This window comes from Janthinobacterium sp. RA13, from assembly GCF_000745325.1.
Taxonomy (GTDB): Bacteria; Pseudomonadota; Gammaproteobacteria; order Burkholderiales; family Burkholderiaceae_D; genus Janthinobacterium; species Janthinobacterium rivuli.
Genome location: NZ_JQNP01000001.1, coordinates 2,882,071 through 2,906,497, shown reverse-complemented (window position 1 = coordinate 2,906,497; position 24,427 = coordinate 2,882,071). Strand labels below are relative to the sequence as shown.

29 protein-coding genes are annotated in these 24,427 nt (G+C 64.1%); 14 read left to right on the top strand and 15 right to left on the bottom strand.

Annotated elements, in window-relative coordinates; translation table 11 throughout:
* Positions 1 to 47 precede the first annotated feature (47 nt).
* Together FG13_RS12885 and FG13_RS12880 are read left to right on the top strand one after the other, a co-directional pair.
* Entirely contained in the window at positions 48 to 410 is a 363-nt protein-coding gene (locus FG13_RS12885) for a translation initiation factor Sui1 (RefSeq protein ID WP_035821397.1), read from the top strand.
* Positions 411 to 453: 43 nt separating this feature from the next.
* Positions 454 to 1,338, top strand: a complete 885-nt coding sequence (locus tag FG13_RS12880; protein ID WP_035821395.1) for a hypothetical protein — start codon at positions 454 to 456, stop codon at positions 1,336 to 1,338.
* Between the two features lie 18 nt (positions 1,339 to 1,356).
* Here FG13_RS12880 and FG13_RS12875 read toward each other — a convergent pair whose 3' ends face one another.
* The 3 genes from FG13_RS12875 to flgA all read right to left on the bottom strand — a co-directional run bounded on the left by FG13_RS12875 (position 1,357) and on the right by flgA (position 2,948).
* Positions 1,357 to 1,824, bottom strand: a complete 468-nt coding sequence (locus FG13_RS12875; RefSeq protein WP_035821394.1) for a flagella synthesis protein FlgN — start codon at positions 1,822 to 1,824, stop codon at positions 1,357 to 1,359.
* 8 nt (positions 1,825 to 1,832) lie between these two features.
* Positions 1,833 to 2,141, bottom strand: coding sequence for a flagellar biosynthesis anti-sigma factor FlgM (flgM, locus tag FG13_RS12870; protein ID WP_034787161.1), 309 nt, complete (start codon positions 2,139 to 2,141; stop codon positions 1,833 to 1,835).
* 111 nt (positions 2,142 to 2,252) lie between these two features.
* Positions 2,253 to 2,948, bottom strand: a complete 696-nt coding sequence (gene flgA, locus FG13_RS12865) for a flagellar basal body P-ring formation chaperone FlgA (RefSeq protein WP_035821393.1) — start codon at positions 2,946 to 2,948, stop codon at positions 2,253 to 2,255.
* Between the two features lie 191 nt (positions 2,949 to 3,139).
* Here flgA and flgB point away from each other — a divergent pair, with 191 nt between their 5' ends.
* The 11 genes from flgB (at position 3,140) to flgL (ending at position 14,073) form a co-directional block, all read left to right on the top strand.
* A complete protein-coding gene (gene flgB, locus FG13_RS12860) occupies positions 3,140 to 3,592 on the top strand; it encodes a flagellar basal body rod protein FlgB (RefSeq protein ID WP_035821392.1) in 453 nt (150 codons plus the stop codon).
* 2 nt (positions 3,593 to 3,594) lie between these two features.
* Positions 3,595 to 3,996: a flagellar basal body rod protein FlgC gene (gene flgC / locus FG13_RS12855; protein WP_034754081.1), complete on the top strand. Its 402-nt coding sequence runs from the start codon at positions 3,595 to 3,597 to the stop codon at positions 3,994 to 3,996.
* A 15-nt stretch (positions 3,997 to 4,011) separates the two neighbouring features.
* Positions 4,012 to 4,707, top strand: coding sequence for a flagellar hook assembly protein FlgD (locus tag FG13_RS12850; protein ID WP_035821390.1), 696 nt, complete (start codon positions 4,012 to 4,014; stop codon positions 4,705 to 4,707).
* A gap of 53 nt (positions 4,708 to 4,760) precedes the next feature.
* A complete protein-coding gene (locus FG13_RS12845) occupies positions 4,761 to 6,308 on the top strand; it encodes a flagellar hook protein FlgE (RefSeq protein WP_035821388.1) in 1,548 nt (515 codons plus the stop codon).
* Between the two features lie 60 nt (positions 6,309 to 6,368).
* Positions 6,369 to 7,112 (top strand): flagellar basal body rod protein FlgF, encoded by a 744-nt coding sequence (locus FG13_RS12840; protein WP_035821385.1) that lies wholly within the window; start codon positions 6,369 to 6,371, stop codon positions 7,110 to 7,112.
* Positions 7,113 to 7,184: 72 nt separating this feature from the next.
* Entirely contained in the window at positions 7,185 to 7,967 is a 783-nt protein-coding gene (gene flgG, locus FG13_RS12835; RefSeq protein WP_034754070.1) for a flagellar basal-body rod protein FlgG, read from the top strand.
* Between the two features lie 50 nt (positions 7,968 to 8,017).
* A complete protein-coding gene (locus FG13_RS12830) occupies positions 8,018 to 8,668 on the top strand; it encodes a flagellar basal body L-ring protein FlgH (RefSeq protein WP_035821382.1) in 651 nt (216 codons plus the stop codon).
* Between the two features lie 2 nt (positions 8,669 to 8,670).
* Positions 8,671 to 9,786 carry a flagellar basal body P-ring protein FlgI gene (locus FG13_RS12825; protein ID WP_035821379.1) on the top strand — a complete coding sequence of 372 codons (1,116 nt, stop codon included), beginning with the start codon at positions 8,671 to 8,673 and terminating at the stop codon, positions 9,784 to 9,786.
* Positions 9,787 to 9,796: 10 nt separating this feature from the next.
* Positions 9,797 to 10,723 carry a flagellar assembly peptidoglycan hydrolase FlgJ gene (gene flgJ, locus FG13_RS12820; RefSeq protein WP_035821376.1) on the top strand — a complete coding sequence of 309 codons (927 nt, stop codon included), beginning with the start codon at positions 9,797 to 9,799 and terminating at the stop codon, positions 10,721 to 10,723.
* 88 nt (positions 10,724 to 10,811) lie between these two features.
* Positions 10,812 to 12,779: a flagellar hook-associated protein FlgK gene (flgK, locus tag FG13_RS12815; RefSeq protein WP_051958993.1), complete on the top strand. Its 1,968-nt coding sequence runs from the start codon at positions 10,812 to 10,814 to the stop codon at positions 12,777 to 12,779.
* Positions 12,780 to 12,831: 52 nt separating this feature from the next.
* Positions 12,832 to 14,073 carry a flagellar hook-associated protein FlgL gene (flgL, locus tag FG13_RS12810; RefSeq protein WP_035821373.1) on the top strand — a complete coding sequence of 414 codons (1,242 nt, stop codon included), beginning with the start codon at positions 12,832 to 12,834 and terminating at the stop codon, positions 14,071 to 14,073.
* A gap of 143 nt (positions 14,074 to 14,216) precedes the next feature.
* Here flgL and FG13_RS12805 read toward each other — a convergent pair whose 3' ends face one another.
* Positions 14,217 to 15,116 carry a LysR family transcriptional regulator ArgP gene (locus FG13_RS12805; protein WP_035821371.1) on the bottom strand — a complete coding sequence of 300 codons (900 nt, stop codon included), beginning with the start codon at positions 15,114 to 15,116 and terminating at the stop codon, positions 14,217 to 14,219.
* A gap of 73 nt (positions 15,117 to 15,189) precedes the next feature.
* Here FG13_RS12805 and FG13_RS12800 point away from each other — a divergent pair, with 73 nt between their 5' ends.
* A complete protein-coding gene (locus tag FG13_RS12800; protein ID WP_035821369.1) occupies positions 15,190 to 15,837 on the top strand; it encodes a LysE/ArgO family amino acid transporter in 648 nt (215 codons plus the stop codon).
* Positions 15,838 to 15,843: 6 nt separating this feature from the next.
* On the opposite strand, the gene fliR is transcribed toward FG13_RS12800, so the two are convergent.
* The 11 genes from fliR to FG13_RS12745 form a co-directional block, all read right to left on the bottom strand.
* Complete coding sequence (fliR, locus tag FG13_RS12795) at positions 15,844 to 16,710, bottom strand: flagellar biosynthetic protein FliR (protein WP_035821367.1); 867 nt, start codon at positions 16,708 to 16,710, stop codon at positions 15,844 to 15,846.
* Between the two features lie 16 nt (positions 16,711 to 16,726).
* Positions 16,727 to 16,996 (bottom strand): flagellar biosynthesis protein FliQ, encoded by a 270-nt coding sequence (gene fliQ, locus FG13_RS12790; protein ID WP_035821365.1) that lies wholly within the window; start codon positions 16,994 to 16,996, stop codon positions 16,727 to 16,729.
* A 10-nt stretch (positions 16,997 to 17,006) separates the two neighbouring features.
* Positions 17,007 to 17,765: a flagellar type III secretion system pore protein FliP gene (fliP, locus tag FG13_RS12785; RefSeq protein WP_370385431.1), complete on the bottom strand. Its 759-nt coding sequence runs from the start codon at positions 17,763 to 17,765 to the stop codon at positions 17,007 to 17,009.
* Between the two features lie 7 nt (positions 17,766 to 17,772).
* Positions 17,773 to 18,363, bottom strand: coding sequence for a flagellar biosynthetic protein FliO (gene fliO / locus FG13_RS12780; protein WP_035821363.1), 591 nt, complete (start codon positions 18,361 to 18,363; stop codon positions 17,773 to 17,775).
* Entirely contained in the window at positions 18,360 to 18,794 is a 435-nt protein-coding gene (gene fliN, locus FG13_RS12775; RefSeq protein ID WP_034754038.1) for a flagellar motor switch protein FliN, read from the bottom strand. The genes fliO and fliN overlap by 4 nt, the downstream gene beginning before the upstream one ends.
* Positions 18,795 to 18,845: 51 nt before the next feature.
* Entirely contained in the window at positions 18,846 to 19,832 is a 987-nt protein-coding gene (fliM, locus tag FG13_RS12770) for a flagellar motor switch protein FliM (RefSeq protein WP_034754035.1), read from the bottom strand.
* A 6-nt stretch (positions 19,833 to 19,838) separates the two neighbouring features.
* The gene (fliL, locus tag FG13_RS12765) at positions 19,839 to 20,351 is read right to left on the bottom strand and encodes a flagellar basal body-associated protein FliL (RefSeq protein ID WP_035821361.1); all 513 of its coding nucleotides are present in this window, start codon (positions 20,349 to 20,351) and stop codon (positions 19,839 to 19,841) included.
* 186 nt (positions 20,352 to 20,537) lie between these two features.
* Entirely contained in the window at positions 20,538 to 21,824 is a 1,287-nt protein-coding gene (locus FG13_RS29020) for a flagellar hook-length control protein FliK (RefSeq protein ID WP_051958991.1), read from the bottom strand.
* 19 nt (positions 21,825 to 21,843) lie between these two features.
* A complete protein-coding gene (fliJ, locus tag FG13_RS12755) occupies positions 21,844 to 22,284 on the bottom strand; it encodes a flagellar export protein FliJ (protein WP_035821358.1) in 441 nt (146 codons plus the stop codon).
* 32 nt (positions 22,285 to 22,316) lie between these two features.
* Positions 22,317 to 23,633, bottom strand: coding sequence for a flagellar protein export ATPase FliI (fliI, locus tag FG13_RS12750; protein WP_233516143.1), 1,317 nt, complete (start codon positions 23,631 to 23,633; stop codon positions 22,317 to 22,319).
* An 89-nt stretch (positions 23,634 to 23,722) separates the two neighbouring features.
* Positions 23,723 to 24,424, bottom strand: coding sequence for a flagellar assembly protein FliH (locus FG13_RS12745; RefSeq protein ID WP_051959609.1), 702 nt, complete (start codon positions 24,422 to 24,424; stop codon positions 23,723 to 23,725).
* Between the last annotated feature and the right edge of the window lie 3 nt (positions 24,425 to 24,427).

Genomic DNA, 24,427 nt, shown 5'->3' with positions numbered 1-24,427 from the left:
GCCGCCGCTTGGTACAATCGCGGCATTCTCTCTTTTATCTCTTCCTCATGAAAAGCAGCTCCCTGGGCGGTCTCGTCTATTCCACCGAAACGGGCCGCATGTGTCCAGCCTGCCGCCAGCCGTTGGCGCAATGCGCGTGCAAGGCGCAAGCCAAAGCGGCGCCAATCGGCGACGGCGCGGTGCGCGTGTCGCGCCAGACCAAGGGCCGCGGCGGCAAGAGCGTCACCGTGGTAAAAGGCTTGGCGCTGGACGCCATCGCGCTGGCCCTGCTGGGCAAGCAGTTGCGCACGCAGTGCGGCTCGGGCGGCACGGTCAAGGATGGCGTGATCGAAGTGCAGGGCGACCATGTCGACACCATCCTGGCCGCGCTGTCCAAGCTGGGCCACCAGGCGAAAAAGGCCGGCGGCTGAGGATGCACAGGCGTGCGGCCCGCTGCCGCGCGCTTGTGGTAACGTGCGCTTCCCATCCACGCGCATCGTCTCCATGAACGTCAAATTCACCGGCATCGCCATCGCCGCCGCCATCGCGGCCGTGCTGGCGCTCGTGTACTGGCCCGCACCGGACGGCGGCGCGCCGGAACCTGTCGCCGTTGCCGCCAGCGCGCCGGCGGGGCGCAGCCTGGCGTCGTATCTGAATATCGACGCCACCCCGGCCGCCGATGCCGCGCCCGTTGCCGTGACTTTGGCGCGGCGGCTAGAACGCCTGGGCGCCAGCGGCAAGCCGGAAGACGCGTATGCGGCCTTCAACCTGATCGACGACTGCATCGTCTTCCAGCGCGAAAGCCGCTTGCCGGGGCTGGAATTCGAACTGGGACGCGAGATGACGGTGGAAGAAAAAGCCGCCCAGCAGCAGTTGTGCGGGGGCCTGACGCAGCGCCAGCGCGAGGACCGTCTCGCTTATCTGGCCAGCGCCGCGCAAGCCGGCGTGCCCGGCGCCGCCACCCTGTTCCTGTCGGAAGGGCCGTTCGGCGACCGCAGCGCGCTGCGCAACCGTCCCGACGATCCGCTGGTGCTGGCGTGGAAGCGGCAAGCCATCGCCCAGCTGACGGCGCAGGCGGACGAGGCGGAACTGAGCAGCGTGTCGACGCTGATGATGGCCTACCTGCGCGATGGCGAGGTGGTACAGAAGGATGCGTCGCAGGCGTATGGCTACCTGCTGGCCCTGCGCCAGGTCTACGACGATATCCTCGCGCCCGGCGTCACCAATCCATATCAGGATGAATACTGGCACTGGCTGCAGGCGGAACTGACGCCGGAGCAGCAGGCGGCCGCCAGCGCCAGGGCGCAAGCCATCGTGGCGAAATGGCGCCAGCACGCGGGGCGTCCCGCGCACGGTTGAACTGCTCAATAAGGGAAATTAGCCGATGACGACGCGCCGGCTGGCCGTGTTCGTCGTTGCTTGGCCGCTGGGGCCGTAGAAATTGCCGCTTTGGGCCGGGGGGCGCATGGCGTTCAGGGCGCCTTGCGTATGTACCATGTGCTTGTTGACGAGCAGGCTGTTCAGGCGGTTTTGTTCCTTGGCTTCGCGCGTCGTCTCGAGCAAGGCTTTCCACAGGGGCGCCGCTTCCGCTTCATTGGCGCCGACCAGCCAGTCTTCCATGCCCGCTTCGGCGGCGAGAAAGCCCGCTGCAGCCAGCGCCTGGTGGCGTTGCGCCGCCAGCTGGCTCAATTGTCCTACGAGTGCTGTCTTGCGTACGGTGAGCTCCGTGATTGCATCGATGTCAGCCGCAACCAGATGCCGCTGTTCTTCTTTCATCAATGCCAGCAATGTGGTCATGAGCTGTTGCTCGTCGCGCAGGCTGGAAAACGGAGTCACTGATTGCATGAGGGAACCTATCTATTTCGTGAGTGCAGCAAGTCCTTGACTGTGTCGAGGAGACCGTCCGCCACTTTTTCTGAGTTGACCTGGAACTGGCCGTCGGCGATCGCCAGTTTGATGCGTTCGACTTTTTTCGTGTCGAACACGGCGCCGCTGCCGGCAGTTGCACTGGCCGCTAATGCCTGTCCTTGCGGCGACAGGCGTACATTGTCCGACGTTGTCGGTGTTGCCTGGGCTTTCTCGGCATTCCGGGCGCCGGAGGTACTCGCGGGCGCCACCGGCAGGCCGGGATTGCTTTTAATGGTGTTGTCGGTAATTTTCACAGCGTGATCCTCGTCTGGTCGAAGTCAAAAAACTCCGGGATATGTGTCATTATCGGCACCTTCTCCCGAAACTTTAGTGCGCCAGACCACAATATCGCTGTCCATCCGTGTTCAGAAGGCTACTTCGACCATCCCCCCGGCCCGCGCCACGCCGCTGATCTGCTGGCCGCTCTGCGTGCGCACCTGCACCGTCTGGCCATCGCCGGCACTGCCGATGGCGCGTCCTTCTGATGCCACCTGGAAACCGTTGCCACTCGAAACGACGCGCACCAGCTGGCCCTGCATCACCACCGGCTTGCGGCGCAAGGTGTCGAGGCGCATCGGCGTGCCTGGCGGTAAGGAAATATTCGTGCTGGCGCCGACCACCTGGGCCATGTCCGTGGCGATGCCTGCTGGCAATGCGGCCAGGTCGCCCTGCATCGTCACCAGCTGGCTGGCGTCGATGGCTTGTCCTTGCGCCAGCGGCACGGCGCTGGCCACGTAGTCGCCCACGACGGCCACGTTGGCTTGCAAATAAATGGTCCAGCTGGAGGGCGCCGTGCAGCGCACGCCGACGGTGGTCTTGCCCCAGGCGCGTGCACCCGGCGCCATGAATGCTTGCGGCGCGGGGCAGGCGGCCAGGTTCAGGCGCGGATCGACGGCGCCGACGGTGATCGTCACCTTGCCCGGCAAACCGTTGCTTTGTACTTGCAGGAATTGTTCCACGCTGTTGCGCAGTGCTTCCGGCGTTTGCCGGCCGGCGTTTTGCGCCTGGGCCAGCAGTGGCAGGGCGGCAAGAGCGAAGAGGAAAGCAAGCGGTGTTTTCATGGTGATAGGCCTCTGGAATACTGCCATGATAGTGCGGGCGGCCCCGTTCGAAGCGCCGATTAAGGGGTAAAAGTACGGTCTGATCCGGCGATGGTCTTGCTGGTGGGCGCCGTACTATGTTTCCTGTCATCACTATACCGCCATCCTTCCGCCATCTCGGGCGCCAGTGGCAGATCTTTCCGGAGCCTGACATGATAGGGAAACTCGACGATTACATGCGCTTCAACGAGACGGCGCTGAGCCTGCGCTCGACGCGCCAGGAATTGCTCGCCTCGAACATCGCCAATGCCGACACGCCCAACTACAAGGCGCGCGATGTCGATTTCGCCGCCGCCCTGAAGGGCGCGATGGCGCGCAAGGATGGTGTGCCGCCTGCCCTGAAGGGCACGGCGCCGCAGCATATGCCGGGCAGGGGCGTGGCCGCCGCAGCGGGCGCAAGCGGTGGCGGCAAGGTCGAGACCCTGGCCGACGGCACGCCGCTGCTGTACCGCGCGCCGGCCCAGGGCGCCGTCGATGGCAATACGGTCGACATGGATCTCGAGCGCAATGCCTTTGCCGACAACGCCATCCGCTACGAGGCGGCCGTGACGTTCCTCAACTCGCAGATCAAGGGGATGCTGACGGCCATCCAGGGAGGACAATAATCATGTCGCTATTTAATATCTTCAATGTTTCCGGTTCGGCCATGAGCGCCCAGGCGCAGCGCCTGAACACGGTGGCCAGCAACCTGGCCAATGCGGACAGCGCCACCAGCGCCACGGGCGAAGCCTACCGCGCCAAGCAGGTGGTGTTCGAAGCCGTGCCCATGGCCAATGGCGCCACGGCCGTCAAGGTGCAGAAGGTGATCGAAGACCCGTCGCCGATGAAGCTGGTCTACGACCCGAAGAACCCGCTGGCCGACGAAAAGGGCTACGTCACCATGCCCAACGTCAATACGGTCGACGAGATGGTCAACATGCTTTCGGCTTCGCGTTCGTACCAGACCAACGTGGAAACCATGAACGCGGCCAAGTCGCTGCTCCTGAAAACCCTCACCATCGGCCAATAAGGCTGACTGATCATTATGGCAACCATCGATACCAGTACCTCTAAAATCACCGACCTGATGGCGACGATGAATCCGAAGAAGACGACGGCCGAGCCAGGCAGCGTCGAAGCGGAAACGAACAAATTCCTCACCCTGCTGGTCACCCAGCTGAAAAATCAGGATCCGATGAATCCGCTGGACAATGCGCAATTGACCAGCCAGCTTGCCCAGCTGTCGACGGTAACGGGCGTCAACAAGCTCAATACCACCGTGGAAAGCTTGAAAGCCAGCTACCAGCAAGCCGAATCGATGCAGGCGGCCAACATCATCGGCCATGGCGTCTTGACGGCGGGCAAGGACATCAACCTGAGCAAAAGCGCCGCGCTGCTGGGCGTGGACCTGGCCACGCCAGCCGACAAGGTCAAGGTCGTCATCTACAAGGATGGCAAGGAAGTCCATTCCATCGACCTGGGCGCACAGGCGGCGGGCACCTTGCCGCTGGGCTGGAACGGGTCCACCGCCGACCTCGACAAGGATGGCAAACCGGTCGTGCTGGCCGACGGCGCCTACACCTTCACGGTGGAAGCGACGCGTGGAGGCACCAAGCTCAAGGATGCAACGGCGCTGATGTTCGGTTCGGTCGCCAGCGTGTCGACGGGCGCGAATGGCGTGAAATTGAATGTGCCGGGCGTGGGCAGCATCACCATGGCCGACGTGAAACAGATTCTGTAAGCCGCTTACCCTGAGCGTGACCCTCTACCCCTAATTTCTACCAGGAGAACACAATGTCTTTCCAACAAGGCCTGAGCGGCTTGAATGGCGCCGCCAAATCGCTGGACGTCATCGGTAACAACATCGCCAACTCGTCGACCGTAGGTTTCAAGCAGTCGCAGGCCCAGTTCGCCGACATTTATGCCAACTCGCTGTATGGCGTGGGCGGCAACCAGGCGGGGATCGGCGTGTCGGTGTCGCAAATCGCCCAGCAATTTAACCAGGGTAACCTGGAATCGTCGTCGAATCCCCTCGACATCGCCATCAATGGCGCCGGCTTCTTCCGTACCAGCGTCAACGGCGCCATCCAGTACTCGCGCAATGGCCAGTTCCAGGTCGACAAGAGCGGCTTCATCGTCAACGCCCAGCTGGCGCAGCTGACCGGCTATCCGGCCGACGCCAACGGCAAGATCGTCGCCGGCGCCATGGTGCCCCTGCAGATCGACCAGTCGGACATGAAGCCCCAGGCAACGACCAAGATCAGCACGGAAGTCAACCTCAATTCGAATACGGCCATGCCGACCACGGTGCCGTTCAAGACAACGGAAGACACCTCGTACGGCAAGTCGTTTCCCGTGGAAGTCTTCGATTCGCTGGGTAATTCCCACATCATGTCGAATTTCTACGTCAAGACGGGCACCAACACCTGGGATGTCTACTCGGCCATGGACGGCACGGAAGTGACCAGCATGAAGGCAGCGGCCGCCCTGCAGACGGACGCCGCCTCGCTGGCCGCGCGCGCCGCCTACCAGGCCGCCGCCACGGCCGTGCCGCTGGTGCCGGCGAATGTGACGGCCGCCGCCGTCGCCTACGGCAATGCTGCCGGTGCCGCCGTCTCGGCCGCCGCCGCCGCCGCGGGCGCCACACCGGCGCAACTGGCCGCCATCGCCGCCACCTATGGCAGTGCCGTGCCGAATGGCATCAACTCAAGCCGCACGCCCGACCAGATCGACGCGGCCATCCGTGCCGTCACCAATGTGCCAGCCGTCAAGACCGGTTCGCTGGTCTTCAACACCCTCGGCACCCTGGACCGGGCCGCCATGCTGGCCCTGACGCCGCCGCAAACCCTGCCCGTCACCGTCAACCTGCCAATCTTCCCGGCCACGGGCGCGAATCCGACCCTGTCGGTCCAGGTCGACTTCACCAAGTCGACCCAGCTGGGCAGCGCCACGGCGGAAAAGAAAACGGAAGCGGACGGCTACAAGGCCGGCCAGCTGAGTCAATTCATCGTGGGCGACGACGGCATCATCCAGGGCCAGTACAACAATGGCAAGACGCGCAGCCTGGGCCAAGTGGTGTTGAGCAACTTTGTCAACCCGAACGGCCTGGAACCGCTGGGCAATAACGCCTGGGTGGAAAGCTCGGCTTCGGGCAAGCCCGTCACGGCCGAGCCCAAGACGGGCAACCTGGGCAACTTGCGCGCCTCGGCGGTGGAAGTGTCGAACGTCGACCTGACGGCGGAACTGGTCAACATGATCACGGCCCAACGCGCCTACCAGGCGAATGCGCAGACCATCAAGACGCAGGACTCGGTCCTGCAGACCCTCGTCAACCTGCGCTAAGAGTAAGGGGAGCCGTTCTGCCGGATGGCTCCCGGCTTTCGTTTTGCACGGAGAAAACACATGGACCGTCTCATCTACACCGCCGGCTCGGGCGCCAAGCACATCCTCGACAAGCAGGCGACCACGGCGAACAACCTGGCGAACGCCACCAGCACGGGTTTCCGTGCCCAGCTCGATTCGTTCCGCGCCGTGCCCGTGGTGGCCGACGGCATGATGCCGACGCGCACCTTCGTCGTCGATTCGACGGTCGGTTCCGATTTCACGCAAGGTCCGATGCAGCACACGGGCCGCGCGCTCGACGTGGCCGTGGAAAATGGCGGCTGGATCGCGGTGCAGTCGGCCGACGGTTCCGAAGCCTACACGCGCAACGGCGCCTTGAAGCTCAATGAAAACGGCATGCTGCAAACGCAGTCGGGCCTGATGGTGCAGGGCGATACGGGTCCCATGGCGATTCCGCCCGGCGTGACGGTGGCCATTGCCAGCGACGGCACGGTGGGTACGATTTCCACCGACGTGCCGCCAGGGCCATCGACGGTGCTGGGACGCATCAAGCTGGTCAATCCGCCCGAGCAGCAACTGGTGCGCGGCGACGACGGCCTGTTCCGCCTGAAGGATGGCACGGTGGCGCAAGCCGACCAGGCCGTCAAGCTGACGACCGGCGCGCTGGAAGGCAGCAATGTCAGCCCAGTCGACTCCATGGTCAGCATGATCGCCCTGGCGCGCCAGTTCGAAACGCAAATGAGCTTGTTGAAGAATGCCGAGAATAACGCGGCGAAAGCCACCCAGATCCTCGCTTTGAATTGATGGGGGCCACCGCATAATGGTCACATAGAAATAGTCTACAGAGCTGACTAGCGCTGTTATTGGAGAAAAATCATGATTCGTTCCCTTTGGATTGCCAAAACCGGCCTGGAAGCGCAGCAGACGCAGATGGACGTGATCGCCAATAACCTGGCCAACGTCAGCACCACGGGCTTCAAGAAGTCACGCGCCGTGTTTGAAGACTTGCTGTATCAAAACGTGCGCCAGCCTGGCGCGCAATCGTCGCAGCAAACCCAGCTGCCATCGGGCTTGCAGATCGGCACCGGCGTGCGCACCGTGGCGACCGAACGCATCCATACGCAGGGCAATCCCCAGGCATCGGGCAATTCGCGCGACGTGATGGTCAACGGCACGGGTTTCTTCCAGGTGCTGATGCCGGACGGCGCCACCGCCTACACGCGCGACGGCTCGTTCCAGACGGACGCCAACGGCCAGCTGGTGACGTCCGAAGGTTTCGTCATCCAGCCCGCCATCACCGTGCCGACCAATGCGCTGAGCCTGACCGTGGCGCGCGACGGCACGGTGTCCGTCACCTTGCCCGACACGGTGGCGCCATCGCAGATCGGCTCGCTGCAACTGACCACCTTCGTCAACCCGGCCGGCCTGGAATCGAAGGGCGAAAACCTGTACATGGAAACGGGCGCTTCCGGCGTGGCGCAAACCAACACCCCGGGCACGAACGGCGCCGGCGTGCTGATGCAGGGATATATCGAGACATCGAACGTCAACGTGGCCGAGGAAATGGTCAACATGATCCAGACGCAGCGCGCCTACGAGATCAACAGCAAGGCCATCACCACATCCGACCAAATGCTGCAGAAATTGTCGCAACTTTAATTTTCATAGTCGTCATGCCATCCGCCGCCGGATGGCAGCGGAGGTTCGCCATGCAATACCCCATCATCGCCTTGTTCTCTGCAGTCCTGCTGTCCGGCTGCGCCATCACGCCTACGTCCATCGTGCAATATCCGACCTCCACGCGCGCACCGATGCCGGAACCGGTGGTCGTCAACAATGGCTCCATCTACCAGCCGTCGACCTACCGTCCCGCCTTCGAAGACCGCCGCGCGCGCCACGTGGGCGACACCATGACGATCGCCATCACCGAGCGCACGAACGCCGTCAAGGCGGGCGCCAGTTCCGGCAACAAGTCGGGCAGTGTGGGCTTCAGCACGCCGGGCATGTTGCAAGGCCGCCTGGGCGGCAGCGTGGCGGCGAATGGCGCGACGAAATTTGCCGATGGCGACAACCAGTCCGCCAGCAACACCTTTAGCGGCGTGATCGGCGTGACGGTGATTGAAGTGCTGCCGAACGGCAATCTGATCGTCGCCGGCGAAAAACAGATCGCCATGAACAAGGGCACGGAATTCATCCGCTTCTCGGGCATGGTCAATCCGGACACCATCGGCACGGGCAACGTCGTGCCCTCGACCCAGGTGGCCGAAGCGCGCGTCGAATACCGCACCAACAGCCAGATCGACCGCGCCGAAATGGCCTCGATGGCCTCGCGCTTCTTCCTCAGCCTGCTGCCATTCTGATCATGGCCACTTTCACCTTCCCCCGCTTTGCCGCCATTTTCGGCCTGACCGTCGCCCTGCTGGCGCCCGTGGCGCAGGCCGAACGCATCAAGGACCTGGCCAGCATCGCCGGCGTGCGCCAGAATCAGCTGATGGGCTATGGCCTCGTCGTCGGCCTCGACGGCAGCGGCGACCAGACCACTCAAACGCCATTTACCATCCAGAGCGTGGCGGCGATGCTGCAGCAGCAAGGCATCAACTTGCCGCAAGGCACCAGTTTGCAGCTGAAAAACGTGGCCGCCGTGATGGTGACGACGGCCTTGCCCGCGTTTGCCCAGCCGGGCCAGTTGCTCGACGTGACGGTGTCGTCGATGGGCAATGCGAAAAGCTTGCGCGGCGGCACTTTGTTGATGACGCCCTTGAAGGGCGCCGACGGCCAGGTGTACGGCATGGCGCAAGGTAACGTGCTGGTGGGCGGCGTGGGCGCGCAGGCGGCCGGCAGCTCCGTTGTCATCAATCACCTGAGCGTGGGACGCATCTCGGGCGGTGCGACCGTCGAGCGCAGCGTGCCTTCGGCGCTGGGCGCCAACAACACCATCCGCCTGGAATTGAACGCCACCGATTTTGCCACCGCCAGCCGCGTGGTCGACGCCATCAACAGCCGCTACGGCGCCGGCACGGCCGCCGCGCTCGACGGCCGCGTGATCCAGGTGCAGTCGCCCAGCGGCAGCGACCAGCGCGTATCCTTCCTGGGCCAGCTGGAAAGCATCGAAGTCAATCCGGCCCGCCTGGCGGCCAAGGTCATCATGAATGCACGCACCGGTTCCGTCGTGATGAACCAGTCCGTGACCCTGGAAACGTGCGCCATTTCGCACGGCAACCTGTCCGTCACCATCAATGTCGAGCCGCAAGTGAGCCAGCCGGCGCCCTTGTCGGGCGGACGCACGGTGGTCACGCAGACGGCGCAGATCGATATCAAGAAGGAACCGGGCAAGGTCATGCTGGTCAAGGGCGGCGCCTCGCTGTCCGAGGTGGTGAAAGCCCTGAACGCCATCGGCGCCTCGCCGCAAGACTTGCTGGCCATCCTGCAGGCGATGAAAGCGGCCGGTTCGCTGCGCGCCGAACTTGAAATCATTTGATGGACACGCCATGATCAGCCAAACCGACCTCAGCAATACCGCCGCCTACGACGTCAAGGGCATGGATGGCTTGCGCCAGTCCGCCAAGGCGAAGGACCCTGCCGCCCTGAAAGAGGCGGCCACGCAATTTGAAGCCATGTTCATCAACATGATGATGAAAAGCATGCGCGAAGCCACGCCGCAGGACGGCATCATGGATAGCCAGCAAAGCAAGATGTACACCTCGATGCTGGATCAGCAGACGAGCCAGAACCTGGCCAAGCGGGGCACGGGCCTGGCGGACGTGCTGATCCGCCAGTTGTCGTCGTCGAACCAGGCGCTGGCCGCCGATGGCGCCGAAGCGCCGTCGCCCCGCTCGTCGAGCATGGCGCAGGCGCTGGCCGCCTTCCGCCAGCAGCAGGGCGCCCTGACGGAGGGCGCAAGCGGCGCCGCCGCCACCGGCAAGACCCTGAGCGAGAAGGCCAACGCCACGCAGGCGCCGCACGTGCGCGCCTTCCAGGAAAAACTGGGCGTGCATGCGGAAGAAGCCAGCCGCGCCACCGGCATCCCGGCCAAGTTCATGCTGGGCCAGGCGGCGCTGGAAACGGGCTGGGGCAAGCGCGAAATCATCGCCCGCGACGGCAGCAGCAGCCACAACCTGTTCGGCATCAAGGCTTCCAGCGACTGGAAGGGCAAGGTCACGGAAGCCGTCACGACGGAATATGTGAATGGCAAGGCGCAGCGCAAGGTGGAAAAATTCCGCGCCTATGACAGCTACGCGGACAGCTTCAAGGATTATGCGCAGTTGATTACGAACAACAAGCGCTACGAGAAAGTCCTGGCCAGCGCGGGCGACGCCAGCACGTTCGCCCACGGCTTGCAAAAGGCCGGCTACGCGACGGACCCGAATTACGCTGCCAAATTGACAAAAATTATCAAGAATTCGCTGGTCGGCTAGTAACACGCCGCACCCCTGTGCAGGCCGCGCGCTTCAAGTTTTCGCCGCGCCTGCCGTAAATACTCATGACAGTAACCAATAAGACACCATGACTTCGAATCTACTCAGCATCGGTAAGAGCGGTTTGCTTGCAGCGCAGGTGGGCCTGTCGACGACCGGGCATAACATCACCAATGCCAACGTGGACGGCTACAACCGCCAGGTGGTGCTGCAGCAGACGGCGCAGTTCAACAATGCAGGTTATGGCTTTGTTGGCAATGGTACCGAGGTATCGCAAGTCAAGCGCCAGTACGACGGTTTCATGGCGGCCCAGGTGAATGGCGCGCAGTCGGCCACCAGTTCGCTCGACGCGTATTACACGCAGATCAGCCAGATCGACAATATGCTGGCCGATCCCACGGCCGGGCTGTCGCCGGCGATGGCCGATTTCTTCAAGGGCGTGCAGGATTTCAGCTCGAATCCCTCGTCCGTGTCGTCGCGCCAGGCATTGCTGTCGAGCGCAAACTCGCTGACGGCGCGCTTCCAGGGCCTCAGCGCGCGCCTGACGGAAATCGGCGACGGCGTCAATTCGCAGATTACGTCGAACGTCAAGGTGATCAATTCCTACGCCAAGCAGATCGCGGAACTGAATACCTCGATTACCAACCTGACCGTGAATGAAAGCAATCAGCCCAACGATTTGCTGGACCAGCGCGACCAGCTGATCACGGAGCTGAACAAATACGTCAAGGCAACGGTTCAGCCGGGCGCCGGCAACTCGATTACCGTCTCGATTGGCTCGGGCCAGCCACTGGTGGTGGGCGAGAAGAATTTTGAACTGGCCACCACGCCATCGCCGACGGATCCGAGCCGCCTGGATGTGGGCTATGTGACGGGGACGAGCGTCACCAAGCTGTCGGAAAGCTCCCTCAGCGGTGGCTCGCTGGGCGGCTTGCTGGAATTTCGCAGCGGCAGCCTGGACCGCATTCAGAATTCGCTGGGCAAGGTCGCCATCGCACTGGCTTCCACCTTCAATGAACAGCACAAGCTGGGCCAGGACTTGAATGGCGAGATGGGGGCCGACTTCTTCAAGTTGCCCGATCCCGTCATCGGCGCCGACTACCGCAACAACGCGACCAGCACGACCGTGGTGTCGGCCAAGGTCAGCGATCCGACCAAGCTGACGGCCAGCGACTATGCCGTCAAGTATGACGGCGCCAATTACGTGGTGACGCGCCAGAGCGACGGCGCGAAAACAACCATCAACCCGTATCCGCAAACCGTGCCGCAGACCATCGATGGCGTGGATTTCTCGATCACGGGCGCGGCCGCCGAAGGCGACAACTTCATGGTCAGGCCGACCGCGCACGGCGCTTCCGACCTGGCCGTGGCGATTACCGACCGCAACAAGCTGGCCGCCGGCGCGCCGATCGCCACGGGCGCGCCCGTCAGCAACACGGGCAGCGGCAAGCTCGGCCTGGGTAGCGTGGACAAGGCGTATTTAACGCCGGGCAATGCCTTGACGAGTACCGTCACCTTGACGTACGACAAGGCGACCACCTCGCTGTCGGGTTTCCCTGCGGGCCAGGCCGTGACGGTGAAAGGCTTGAACGGCGCGACCACCACGTATCCGGCCGGCACGGCGAACATCCCGTACACGGAAGGCGACAGCTTCAGTTTTGGCGGCATCAACTTCAACATGACGGGCGCGCCCGCGCAAGGCGACAAATTCACCATCGCGCCGAACTCGGGCGGCGTGGGCGACAGCCGCAATGCCGCCTTGCTGGCAGGCTTGCAGACGAAAAACATTCTCGATGGCGGCAAGGCCACGTTCCAGGGTTCGTACGCGGAAACCGTCAGCTATGTCGGCAACAAGACGCGCGAAGTGCAAGTCAGCGGCCTGGCCAGTCTTGCGCTATTGCAACAAACCAGCACGCAGCAGCAGGCCGTCTCCGGCGTCAACCTCGATGAAGAGGCGGCCAACCTGTTGCGCTACCAGCAAGCCTACCAGGCTTGCGGCAAGGTCATGCAGATCGCCAGCACCCTGTTCGACGTGGTCATCGGCCTCGGACGTTAATTATTCAGGCGGCGGCGCATAGCGCCCCGCCGCCATCAGGAAGGGCAGCATCATGCGCATCAGTACCAAAATGATCTATGACGCGGGCAGCACGCAGCTGAACAATCTGCAGGGCGCGTTGAACCGCACCCAGATGCAGCTGTCGGCGAATCGCCGCAACCTGACGCCGGCCGATGACCCGATCGCCTCGGCGCGCGCGCTGGAAGTGACGCAATCGCAATCGATCAATACGCAATTCGTGACGAACCGCTCGAACGCCAAGAATTTTCTTTCGCAGGAAGAGCTGGCCCTGGCCAGCACGACCTCGCTGATCGCCGACGTGCAGGATCTGGTGTTGAAGGCCGGTAATCCTGCCTTGAAGGATATCGACCGCCAGAGCCTGGCCACGGAGCTGAAGGGCCGCCTGACCGACCTGATGGGCATCGCCAACACGTCCGACAACGCGGGCGGCTATCTGTTTTCCGGCTACAAATCGACGACGCAACCGTTCAGCCAGACGCCGGGCGGCGCCACCTACGTGGGCGACCAGGGCCAGCGCGAGTTGCAAGTGGGCTCGGCGCGCTACCTGGCCACCAGCGACTCGGGCGCGGCCGTGTTCGAGAATAATTTGACGGGCAATGGCAAGTTCACCACGGCGGCCGATCCGGGCAACTTCGCGCGCGGCGGGGCCGGCATCATTTCCGGCGGCACCGTCACCGATCCCACCAAGCTGACGGGACACAAGTACACGATCGACTTCCAGGTGACGGGCACGGGCACGGATGCCAAGACGACCTATACCGTGACGGACGTGACCCTGGGCCAGACCATCCCGAATCCCGCCGTGCCGGTGGCCTATAAATCGGGCGACGCCATCAACTTTGACGGCCAGCAAGTCAATGTCGCGGGCAAGCCGGCCGATCTGGACAAGTTCACCCTGGAGCCCAGCGGCAAGGAATCGATCTTTACCACGATTACCAACCTGATCGGTGCGCTGGGCGAACCGGCCTCGGGCGACGCAGGGCAGGCGCGCCTGACGGCCAGCCTGAACACGGCGCACGATATTCTCGACACGGCCTACGACAACGTGCTGTCGGTGCGCGCGGAAGTCGGTTCGCGCCTGAAGGAACTCGACACGCTCGACAGCGCCGGCGACGACCTCGACCTGCAATATGCGAGCACCCTGTCCGGCTTGCAGGACCTGGACATGGTGAAGGCGATTTCCCTGTTCAGCCAGCAGCAGATCACCCTGCAGGCGGCGCAGAAGTCCTTCACGTCCATCTCGGGACTGTCGCTGTTCAATTACATCAGGTAGGCGGCCCGCATCGGATGAGCGGCAAGCCGGGGCAGGGAGCACATCTCCCGCCCCGGCTTTTTTGCGTCCGCACGATGGCCGCCACCGTGCAAGCCTGGACGGCGCTGCGCCTTGCATTCGGCAGCGACCAGCCCTGAGGCTGGCTATCGGGGTGGCAGCAGGCTGTTGCGGGCGGCGGACAGGATGGCGCCGCTCAAGCCGTCGAGCAGGCTGGACGCGGCGCGCGCCGTGTGCCAGTGCAGGGGCACGTCCAGGGGCGAGTCCGGCAACAGTTCGACCAGGCTGCCATTGTCGAGATGGGGCTGGATCAGCGCCTGCGGATGCAAGCCCCAGCCCATGCCGGCCAGGGCGGCCGTGACGAAGGCGTGCGACGAAGGCAGGGTGTGGCGCGGCAATTCCACATGCCGGTGGCACAGGCGCCGCACCCAGCGCGATTGCAGCTCGTCCTTGGTATTGAAGACGAGGCTGGGCGCCAGCGCCAGGCTGGCGGCGCCCACGCCGTGGGCAAAATGCCGCTGCATGAAGGCGGGACTGGCGGCCGCCAGGTAACGCATGGCGCCCAGCGGACGGCTGTTGCAGCCCGATGCGGGGCGGGCCGTGGCGCTGACGGCCGCCAGCACGGCGCCGCTGCGCAGCCACTCGGCCGTATGGTCCTGGTCGTCGACGGCCACTTGCAGCAGCACCGGGTGTGCGGCCGCGAAGTCGGCGATGGCGGGCGCCAGCCAGGTGGCCAGGCTGTCGGCATTCACGGCGATGGGCACGCTGGCGCGCGACGGCCCCTGTGCCGCCAGCGCCGGCAAGGCACCTTGCAAATCCTGTTCCAGCAACTGCACCTGGTCCACGTGCTGGCACAGGCGGCGGCCCGTCTCCGTGGCGCGGCAGGGCTGGTCGCGTATCACCAAGGCGCAGCCGACGCGCTCTTCCAGCAGGCGGATGCGCTGCGAAATGGCCGATGGCGTCACGTGCAAGGCGCGCGCGGCGCGCTCGAAACTGCCTTCGCGGATGACGGCGGCCAGGGCGGCGAGGGCGGCATAATCGAGCATGAATGAAGTTTTTCTTAACTGGCAATAGAAAAGGTAGTTTGCCTTCATTACGTGCAGCTGGCAAGATCGCCGCATGACACTCCCGACCGCCACCACACCACTCGTTTTTTCCGTCTTTCTCCAGGGCTTGACCCTGGGCCTGGGACTCATCGTTGCCATCGGCTCGCAAAATGCCTTTGTCTTGCGGCAAGGCTTGCGCCGCGAACACGTGGGCGCCATCGTGCTGTTTTGCGCCCTGGCCGACGCGGCGCTGATTGCCGCCGGCGTCCTGGGCATGGCCAGTGCGCTGGGGCAGCGTCCCCTGCTGGCCAGCGCGCTGGCGCTGGGCGGCGCCGCTTTCCTGGCCGTCTACGCTTGGCAAGCCCTGCGGCGCGCGCGCCGTCCCCAGCAGTTGCGCGCGGCCGAAGGCGGGGCGCAACTGGGCCTGGCTGCCATCCTGGCCCAGGCGGCGGCGTTTACCTTGCTCAACCCCCACGTGTATCTGGATACGGTATTGCTGGTGGGAAGTATCGGCGCCCAGCAGCCGGGCGCGCTGCGCGCCTGGTTTATCGCCGGCGCCAGCGCGGCCAGCCTGCTGTGGTTTGCCTCGCTGGGATTTGGCGCGCGCTGGCTGGCGCCGTGGTTTGCGCGGCCCCGGGCCTGGCAAGTGCTCGATGGCTTGATTGGTATCACCATGTTCGTACTGTCGGCGCTGCTGCTGCGTCACGCGCTGGGCTGGTAGCCCGGATCAGGGCGCGGGCGGCAGCGGCGCGGGCGCAGGCAGTGCCGGGCGCAAGGGGTTCGGCGGCGCGGGCGGCGGTGGCCGGTCGCGCGTGGCAAAGCCGCGCGGCAGCAGACGCGCCGTTTCTATGCCGCGCAGGAACATGTTCTGGAACGGCGTGGCCAGGTAGGGCAGGACCATGCTGATCACCAGCAAGCCCACGCCCAGGGTGACGGGAAAACCGATACCGAAAATGTTCAGCTGCGGCGCGGCGCGCGTCAGGATGCCCAGCGCCACGTTGGTCAGCAGCAGGGCGGCGATGATGGGCAGCGAAATTTGCAGGCCGGAACGGAAGATTTCTCCGCCCCAGGCCGCCAATTGCTGGAAACCGCCGCCGCTGATGGGACTCGACGAGATCGGCAGGCTGACAAAGCTTTCCGCCAGCGCCGCCAGCAAGACCAGGTGGCCGTTGACGGTCAAAAACATCAGGGTGGCCAGCATGACGAGGAACTGGCTGATGGCGGAAGAGCGGCCCTTGGTTTGCGGGTCGAAGAACGAGGCGAAGCCCAGGCCCATGGTGAGACTGCTGATCTCGCCGGCCATTTCGATGGCGGAAAACACGATGCGGATGGAAAAGCCCATGGCCAGGCCCACCAGCATCTCCTGCGTGAGGATCAACAAGCCGGGCAAGGACATCGGGTTGACGGCAGGCAAGGCCGGCACCGTGGGGGCGATGATCATGGCCAGCAGCGCGCCCAGGGTCACCTTGACGGTGGCCGGCACGGATGCGTTGCCGAACAGCGGGGCGGCCGCGATCAGGCCGAGGATGCGGCTAAGCGGCCACAGCAGCGCTGCGATCCACGTGTTCAGTTCGATGCTGGACAGGGTCAGCATGGCAACGTTTGCTGCACTAGCCCACCAGGTTCGGGATGCCCGTAAACACCTGGCGCATGTAGTCGAGCATGACGGACAGCATCCACGGGCCGGCCACGACGAGGGCGACGAAAATGCCGACCAGCTTCGGGATGAAGGACAGGGTCGCCTCGTTGATCTGCGTGGCCGCCTGGAAAATACTCACGATCAAGCCGATGATGAGGGCGACGAGCAGCATGGGCGCGGCCACCATCAGCGTGATTTCCATCGCATGGCGGCCCAGGGTCATGACGCTTTCGGGTGTCATCGTACTTCCCCTAGTAGAAACTCTGTGACAGCGAGCCCAGCAGCAACTGCCAGCCATCGACGAGCACGAACAGCATCAGCTTGAACGGCAGCGAGATCGTCGCGGGCGACATCATCATCATACCCATCGACATCAGCACGCTGGCGACCACCATGTCGATGATCAAAAACGGGATGAAGATGGCAAAGCCGATCTGGAACGCCGTCTTCAGTTCGCTGGTGACGAAGGCGGGCACGAGGATGCGCAGCGGCACGTCTTCGGGACCCTGCAGGGCCGGCGAGCGCGACATCTTGGCGAACAGGGCCAGGTCGGCCTGGCGCGTCTGCTTGAGCATGAAGGTTTTCAGGGGATCGACGCCCTTGTCCATCGCCTGCTGCATGGTGATCTTGTTTTCCTGATAGGGCTGGTAGGCATCCGTATAAATCTTGTCGAACACGGGGCCCATGACGAACAGGGTCAGGAACAGGGCCAGGCCCACCAGCACCTGGTTCGGCGGCGCCGATTGCGTGCCGATGGCCTGACGCAGCAGGGACAGCACGATGATGATGCGCGTAAAGCAGGTCATCATCAGCAAGGCCGCCGGCAAAAAGGTGAGCGACGTCATCAGGATGAGCGTCTGCACCGGCAACGAGTAATTCTGGCCCCCGCCCGGCGCCGGCGTGCTGTTGAAGGCCGGGATGCCCGGCTGGGCCATGGCCCACAGCGGCAAGGCCAGGGCGGCGGCCGCCAGCAGCCAGGTCAAAGGAGTCTTCAAGGTGGACCACGCCATCTGCTGCTTATTTCCCATTGCGTTTTTCGATGGTCTGTTTCAGCCACTCGGAAAAATTGGCGGCCGCGGGGCCGTTTTGCGCCGTGGCCAGTTGCGGCAGATCGCCTTCCTGGCGCGGCATGGTGGCCAGCGCGTTGATCCTGCCGGGCGAGGCGCCGACGACGATCCACTGGTCGGCCACTTCGACGAGGACGATGCGTTCGCGTCCGCCCAGGTTGAGCGAGCTGACGACGCGCATCTTGTTGTTGCCGCCCATGACCTTGGGGCCATAGCGTTTCATGAACCAGGCCAGGCCGATCAAGAGGGCCAGCACGAACACGAGTGCGAAGATGGTTTGCAGCAGGCTGCCGGCCGAGCTGGTCGGCGCCATCGTCATCGGTGCGCCGGGCGGCATGGCGGGCAGGGCGGCGGCAGGCGAGGTAGCAGCTGTAGTGGCAGGTGAGGCTGCTGGCGCCGCTGCGGCAGGCGGTGTCTCGCTTGCCAGCGCGACGGAAGCGCTGGCCGCCGCTGGTGCGGACGCGGCTGGCGCTTCAGCCAGGGCAATGCTGCATGCCGCCATCAGCGGCAACATGGTGGAAATCAACAGGCCAGGCTTCATTTATTCAATTTTCGGATGCGTTCGGAAGGCGTGATGATGTCGGTCAGGCGGATGCCGAACTTGTCATTGACCACCACCACTTCGCCCTGGGCGATCAGGCAGCCGTTCACCAGCACGTCCATCGGTTCGCCGGCCAGGCCGTCGAGCTCGACCACGGAACCCTGCGCCAGTTGCAGCAGGTTCTTGATGGCGATCTTGGTGCGGCCCAGTTCGACCGTCAGCTGCACCGGGATATCGAGGATGAAATCGATATCGTTGTGCGTTTCCGACTTCGATGCCTGCTTGGAAAAGTCCTTGAACACGGCGGCGCTGGCCGCGCTGGCCGTATTGGCGGCCTGGTTCTGCAGCGCTTCGGCTTCCGCCTTGGCCTGCTCGGCAATGGCCGCGCCCCAATCGTCTTCCGCGCTTTGGTCGTCTTGGTTGTCAGACATGTGTTTCTCCTGTTGTACAGATACGGACCGCAACGCGGCCCGGGTATTTATTTAGTGGTTATTCATGTTATCGGCATTGGCCAACAACTTTTCAACCTTTAAGGCATATTGTCCGTTCAACACGCCATACGTGCAATCCATCACGGGCACGCCGTCGACGGTCGCGGCGATCAGTTCGGGAATATTCAGCGGGATGATGTCGCCCACCTTCATGTTCAGGATTTCATCGAATGACACGCGCGCCGTGCCCAGCGAAGCCACCAGCTCGACTTCGGCGATCTGGATCTGCTGCGTCATCAAACGGATCCAGCGCTTGTCCACTTCCAGCGCCTCGCCCTGCAGGCTCGAGGTCAGCGAATCGCGGATCGGCTCGATCATCGAATACGGCATGCAGAAGTGGATTTGTCCGGAAACGGAGCCCAATTCCACCGTAAACGTGGACGCCACCACCACCTCGTTCGGCGTGGCGATGTTGGCGAACTGCGTGTTCATTTCTGAACGGATATATTCGAACTCGACGGGGAAGACCGGTTCCCACGACTTGGTATAGGCTTCGAAGACGATGTCGAGGATGCGCAGGATGATGCGCTGCTCCGTCTGCGTAAAGTCGCGCCCTTCGACGCGCGTATGGAAGCGTCCGTCGCCGCCGAACAGGTTGTCGACCAGCAGGAACACGAGGCCCGGATCGAAGACCATCAGGGCCGTGCCGCGCAACGGCTTCATGTGCACCAAGTTCAGGTTGGTCGGCACCACCAGGTTACGGATGAACTCGCTGTATTTCGACACGCGCACGGAACCGACCGACACTTCGGCGCTGCGGCGCAGGAAGTTGAACAGGCCCACGCGTAGCAGCCGGGCGAAACGCTCGTTGATAATTTCCAACGTTGGCATCCGGCCGCGCACGATGCGCTCCTGGGTTGCCAGGTTGTAGGTACGAACTCCCGTGACATCTTCCGGCGCCTGCGCGTCGTCCTGGTCTCCGTTGACGCCCTTGAGTAGGGCATCGACTTCTTCCTGGGAGAGGAAATTATCGGCCATGGCTGCTTATTGAATGATGAATGCGGTAAATAATACGTCCGTCACGTCCTGCTCCGGCCCTTTGTCCTCGAACGGCTGGTTCACCTGATTGATGATTTCGGCCGCCAGTTGCTGCTTGCCTTCCACGGTATTGAGTTCGGACGCCTTTTTGCCGGACAGCAGCAGCAACAAGCGGCTGCGCACTTTCGGCATGTTGATCTTGATCAAGTCCATTTCTTCCGGGCTGCTGGCCTGCAAGGTGAACGCGATTTGCAGGTATTGCTCGCCATTTTCCGGCTGCAAATTGACGGTGAAGGCATCGATGGGCACGAAGACGGGCGGACCTGCCTTGGAAGCGGCATGTTTTTTCTTGCTCGGTGCCGATTCTTCTTTATCGGCCTTGCCATGCAGGAAGTACCAGGCGGCACCGCCACCGATACCGCCAGCCACCAGCACCGAGGCCAGCACGATGATCAGAAGCTTCTTTTTCGAGGCCCCGGCGGGAGCCAGGCCTGCATCTGCTTTCGGATCTGCTTTCATTTTTGGATTTGCTTTCAATGGTACTCGAGTGCATGGAAGTGGATCACGACGCCATTATGTCATTATCGGCAAATTCTGCGCAGAAGGATGCAGTGAAAAGAGGGCGGAAGCGCCCTCAACTCGCTGTTTTTAGACGAAAAGTTACGCCGTGGGGCGCGCCAGTGGCTTGCGGACGACGAATTATCCTCAGGCAAAGGTATCCACGGCACTCAGGCTGGGCCGGCTGCGTCCGCCTGTCGCCGGCGCGATGGCGACCACGCCGCCACCCTGGCCATTGCCACGGCGTTCGCCCGAGGCGGCGCGCTCGCCATTGTTTTGTTGTTCCGGCGTACCTGCCGAGACGGTGGCGCTGCCAAAGGCGATGCCCGCTTCGCTCATCATTTCGCGCAGGCGCGGCATGGCCGCCTCCAGCGCCTGGCGCACTTCCGGCTGGGCCGACATGAAGGCGGCATCGGCCTGGTCATTGGTAACCGTCAGTACCACTTGCACGGGGCCCAGGTCGGGCGGATTCAGGGTCAGGGTGGCGCTCTGGTCGCCGCCAGCGGCCATCCACACGACTTTCTGCCCCAGTTGCTGGTCCCAGGCCGGCGTGCCGACCCGGCCCGTCAGCTTGTCGGCCGGCACGGCCACGGCGGCCGCGGCCTGCTGCAGCGCGCCCGGCTGCAACTGGGCCGCCAGGCGGCTCAGGTCGGCAGGGGTTTCCTTGAGGACCGGTTCGGCCACGGCAGCGCCCGCCTTGGCGGTGGCTGCCAGCTGCGCGTCGATGGCCAGCTTGCCAGGTTCGGCCTTGCCGGTCGGCACGCTGGCGCCCGGTGTGGCGGCAGCCTTGCCCTGGGCCTGGCCCAGGCTGTCGGCAAAGTCGCCGCTGTCCGCTTGCGCGGCGACGGTGGCGGCAGCCTTGCCGCTGCCCTGGCCGGCTGCCAGCAGGGGGCCCGTTGCCGGATTCTTGCCTTCTGCCTTGATGCTGGCGCGCGCCGGCAGTTCCGGTACGGCCTTGGCGGCTGCTGCCGGTGGCTGGATGGCCAGCTGGATGCTGCCTACCAGGGCCAGCATTTCGGCGGCCGGATCGGCTGGCGGCGTGACTGTCGCGGCGGGGGCGGCGGGCACGCTGGCTTCGGCCGGGGCGCTGTCGGCGGTGGCGGGTGTTGCTGCCTCGCTCGATTGCGCGGGCGGCTGTTCGCTGCTGGCCGCCTGTTCGGTGCCTGCTTGCGCCGCTTTCGCTTCGTTCGCTGGCGCCTGGGCGGGTGCCTGCGTGGCGGCGGGGCTGGCGGGACGAGCTGCCGGCGCCGGCGCAGGCGTTTGTATTTGCGCTTGCGCCATATTGCGGCTGGCCTGGCGTTGCTCGATCTGGCGGTTCAGGGTGCGCTGGAAGTCGCCCGCCGTGCCGCTGGTGGACGGCTGGCTGCGGTTGGCGGCACCCGGCGTGGCGTTCGACGAGATAATCTGGGAAATCGGTGTTGGCTGGGTTTGCATGATGCTGCCTCAGTGTTGCTTAGCGTTTGTAATAGGCTTGTCGCGCCGCGTGCTCATCCATTGCTTTCTGGTCGCGCTTGTTTTCCAGCTTCAGCGCCTGTTCCTGCGCCCGGTTGTTCAGGGTGGTGTAGGACATGCGCTTGCGTTCGGCCAGCTGCCAGCGCATCTTTTCATTGTCGCTGCGCGCCTGCGCATGCTCGACCACTTGCTGCTGGCCCAGGATGGCGCTGTCGAGCTTGACCATGAAGGCCTGGAAGTTGCGGTAAGCCATGGGCGTAATGCCGCTGCTCATGCTTGCCTCGAAGCGCTTGGCGTAATCGTCGCGGTAGCCGGACAGCATGTCGAGCTTCTGGCGGCAATCGTCGAGCGCTTTCAGGGCCGCGCCCAGGCGCTTGGCGCAGTCATCCGTTTCGCGCTGGGCAAGGTCGATCAGGGTTGCAAGTTGGGAAGGAGAGGCCATGGCTGATTATATTCCCGCTATGCAAGCCCTAATCAGTCGAATAGAGCGGTAAGTTGCCCCAAGCTCTCGTCCATGCTGACCCGCTCCGTGATTTGCTGTTGTAAAAACGCCTCGATCTTTTCATGCAGGGCAATCGCCTGGTCCAGCACGGGGTCGGTGCCGGCGCTGTAGGCGCCCACGCTGATCAGGTCGCGGCTGCGTTCATAGCGCGAATACAGCTGTTTCAGCTTGCGCGCCTGCTGCTGGTGTTCGTGCGTGGTGATCGAGTGGGCGGCGCGCGAAATCGATTGCTCGATGTCGATGGCCGGATAGTGTCCCGCTTCGGCCAGGCGGCGGTTCAGCACGATGTGGCCGTCGAGAATCGCGCGCGCCGAGTCGGCGATCGGATCCTGCTGGTCGTCGCCCTCGGTCAGCACGGTGTAGAAGGCCGTGATCGAGCCGCCGCCTTCCTCGCCATTGCCGGCCCGCTCCACCAGCACGGGCAGCTTGGCGAAGACGGACGGCGGATAGCCCTTGGTGGCCGGTGGCTCGCCGATGGCCAGGGCGATTTCGCGCTGCGCCATGGCGTAGCGGGTCAGCGAATCCATGATCAGCAGCACGTTTTGCCCCTGGTCGCGGAAGTGTTCGGCAATCGCCGTCGCATACGCGGCCCCTTGCAGGCGCATCAGCGGCGGCGTGTCGGCCGGCGCGGCCACAACGACGGAACGGGCCAGGCCTTCGGGGCCGAGGATTTGCTCGATGAATTCTTTTACTTCGCGTCCCCGTTCGCCGATCAGGCCGACGACGATCACGTCCGCTTCCGTGTAGCGGGCCATCATGCCCAGCAGCACGCTTTTACCGACGCCGGAACCGGCGAACAGGCCCATGCGCTGGCCACGGCCCACGGTCAGCATGGCGTTGATCGAGCGCACGCCCACGTCGAGCGTGTCGACGATGGGGGCGCGGCCCAGCGGATTGGCGGGGCGTACATTGATGGGGGCGCTGTCGGTCGTGTGCAGCGGACCGAGCTGGTCGAGCGGGCGGCCCGCGCCGTCGAGTACGCGGCCCAGCAGTTGCGGCCCCACGGGCAGGTGGCGCGCGCGGTCGCTGGGGCGGCGGCGCGGGTGCGCCACGCTGCCGGGGCGGGGAATGGCCGGTTCGACGGAAAACACGCGCGTGCCGGGCACGATGCCCTCGACGTCGCTTTGCGGCATCAAAAACAGGCGCTCGCCTTCAAATCCCACCACTTCCGCTTCGACCCGGCCGCCATTGGGCAGCGGCACGGTGCAGGCGGCGCCGACGGCCAGGCGCAGGCCCACCGCTTCCATCACCAGGCCGGCCACGCGCGTGACGCGGCCTGAAATCTGCATCGGTTCCACAAAGCCGACCACGGCCGTACAGTCGCTCAGGTAGGCGCGCCAGCGCGCCGCATGGGCAGTCGGTCCTTTGACGGGCTCGCTCACGGCGCCAGCCAGTCCAGGTCTTTGCCCAGCGCGTGCGTCAGGCGGTGCCAGCGGGTGGACGTCTGCGCGTCGATCTGGTTGCTGGCCGTGTCGATCTTGCAACCGCCGCGTTCCACGCTGGGGTCTTCGATGACGCGCCAGCCACCCTTGTCGAGCTCATCACCGATGCCGTCGCGCACCACTTGCGCGTCTTCCGGGTTGAGCATCAGCAAGGCCGGTTGTTGTAGCACAGGCAAGTATTCGATGGCTTCGCGCACCATCGGCAGCATCAGCTCGGGGCGCACGGGCAAGGCCGTCTTGAGCATGCCCTTGGCCAGTTGCAAGGCCAGTTCCATGACGTCGTTGGCGATCAGCTCGTCGGCCTGCTGCACGGCCGTGCCGAAGTCGACGGCGATGGTTTGCAGGTGCGCCAGTTCCACGGCGGACGCCGCCTTGCCTTGCGCATACGACTCGGCATGGCCGTCGGCATGCCCGGCCGCGTGGCCTTCCGCATAGCCGGCCGCGCGGCCTTCGTCGAAGGCCGTGGCGCGCGCTTCCTCGCGGATGGCGTCGAGCTCTTCCTGCGTCGGATATTCGAGCGGCGGGGCCGGCTCTTCCTCTTGCAGCTCGGCAAATGGATCGAATTCCGGTTCGGGATCCGGTTCCAGCAGCTTGCGCGCCGCCACCACGCTGGGACGCTCGTCGCCAAACGAGGTCATTTC

Bases quoted from the DNA above. Each gene is read 5' to 3' on its own strand.
- FG13_RS12845 (WP_035821388.1), top strand. From the start codon at position 4,761: ATGTCTTTCCAACAAGGCCTGAGCGGCTTGAATGGCGCCGCCAAATCG.
- FG13_RS12885 (WP_035821397.1), top strand. From the start codon at position 48: ATGAAAAGCAGCTCCCTGGGCGGTCTCGTCTATTCCACCGAAACGGGC.
- fliO (WP_035821363.1), bottom strand. From the start codon at position 18,363: ATGAAGCCTGGCCTGTTGATTTCCACCATGTTGCCGCTGATGGCGGCA.
- flgL (WP_035821373.1), top strand. From the start codon at position 12,832: ATGCGCATCAGTACCAAAATGATCTATGACGCGGGCAGCACGCAGCTG.
- FG13_RS12800 (WP_035821369.1), top strand. From the start codon at position 15,190: ATGACACTCCCGACCGCCACCACACCACTCGTTTTTTCCGTCTTTCTC.
- fliI (WP_233516143.1), bottom strand. From the start codon at position 23,633: ATGCAGATTTCAGGCCGCGTCACGCGCGTGGCCGGCCTGGTGATGGAA.
- FG13_RS29020 (WP_051958991.1), bottom strand. From the start codon at position 21,824: ATGCAAACCCAGCCAACACCGATTTCCCAGATTATCTCGTCGAACGCC.
- FG13_RS12745 (WP_051959609.1), bottom strand. From the start codon at position 24,424: ATGACCTCGTTTGGCGACGAGCGTCCCAGCGTGGTGGCGGCGCGCAAG.
- fliM (WP_034754035.1), bottom strand. From the start codon at position 19,832: ATGGCCGATAATTTCCTCTCCCAGGAAGAAGTCGATGCCCTACTCAAG.
- fliP (WP_370385431.1), bottom strand. From the start codon at position 17,765: ATGGCGTGGTCCACCTTGAAGACTCCTTTGACCTGGCTGCTGGCGGCC.
- fliJ (WP_035821358.1), bottom strand. From the start codon at position 22,284: ATGGCCTCTCCTTCCCAACTTGCAACCCTGATCGACCTTGCCCAGCGC.
- flgC (WP_034754081.1), top strand. From the start codon at position 3,595: ATGTCGCTATTTAATATCTTCAATGTTTCCGGTTCGGCCATGAGCGCC.
- FG13_RS12840 (WP_035821385.1), top strand. From the start codon at position 6,369: ATGGACCGTCTCATCTACACCGCCGGCTCGGGCGCCAAGCACATCCTC.
- fliL (WP_035821361.1), bottom strand. From the start codon at position 20,351: ATGAAAGCAGATCCGAAAGCAGATGCAGGCCTGGCTCCCGCCGGGGCC.
- flgA (WP_035821393.1), bottom strand. From the start codon at position 2,948: ATGAAAACACCGCTTGCTTTCCTCTTCGCTCTTGCCGCCCTGCCACTG.
- fliR (WP_035821367.1), bottom strand. From the start codon at position 16,710: ATGCTGACCCTGTCCAGCATCGAACTGAACACGTGGATCGCAGCGCTG.
- fliQ (WP_035821365.1), bottom strand. From the start codon at position 16,996: ATGACACCCGAAAGCGTCATGACCCTGGGCCGCCATGCGATGGAAATC.
- FG13_RS12875 (WP_035821394.1), bottom strand. From the start codon at position 1,824: ATGCAATCAGTGACTCCGTTTTCCAGCCTGCGCGACGAGCAACAGCTC.
- fliN (WP_034754038.1), bottom strand. From the start codon at position 18,794: ATGTCTGACAACCAAGACGACCAAAGCGCGGAAGACGATTGGGGCGCG.
- flgJ (WP_035821376.1), top strand. From the start codon at position 9,797: ATGATCAGCCAAACCGACCTCAGCAATACCGCCGCCTACGACGTCAAG.
- FG13_RS12830 (WP_035821382.1), top strand. From the start codon at position 8,018: ATGCAATACCCCATCATCGCCTTGTTCTCTGCAGTCCTGCTGTCCGGC.
- FG13_RS12850 (WP_035821390.1), top strand. From the start codon at position 4,012: ATGGCAACCATCGATACCAGTACCTCTAAAATCACCGACCTGATGGCG.
- FG13_RS12805 (WP_035821371.1), bottom strand. From the start codon at position 15,116: ATGCTCGATTATGCCGCCCTCGCCGCCCTGGCCGCCGTCATCCGCGAA.
- flgG (WP_034754070.1), top strand. From the start codon at position 7,185: ATGATTCGTTCCCTTTGGATTGCCAAAACCGGCCTGGAAGCGCAGCAG.
- FG13_RS12825 (WP_035821379.1), top strand. From the start codon at position 8,671: ATGGCCACTTTCACCTTCCCCCGCTTTGCCGCCATTTTCGGCCTGACC.
- flgB (WP_035821392.1), top strand. From the start codon at position 3,140: ATGATAGGGAAACTCGACGATTACATGCGCTTCAACGAGACGGCGCTG.
- flgK (WP_051958993.1), top strand. From the start codon at position 10,812: ATGACTTCGAATCTACTCAGCATCGGTAAGAGCGGTTTGCTTGCAGCG.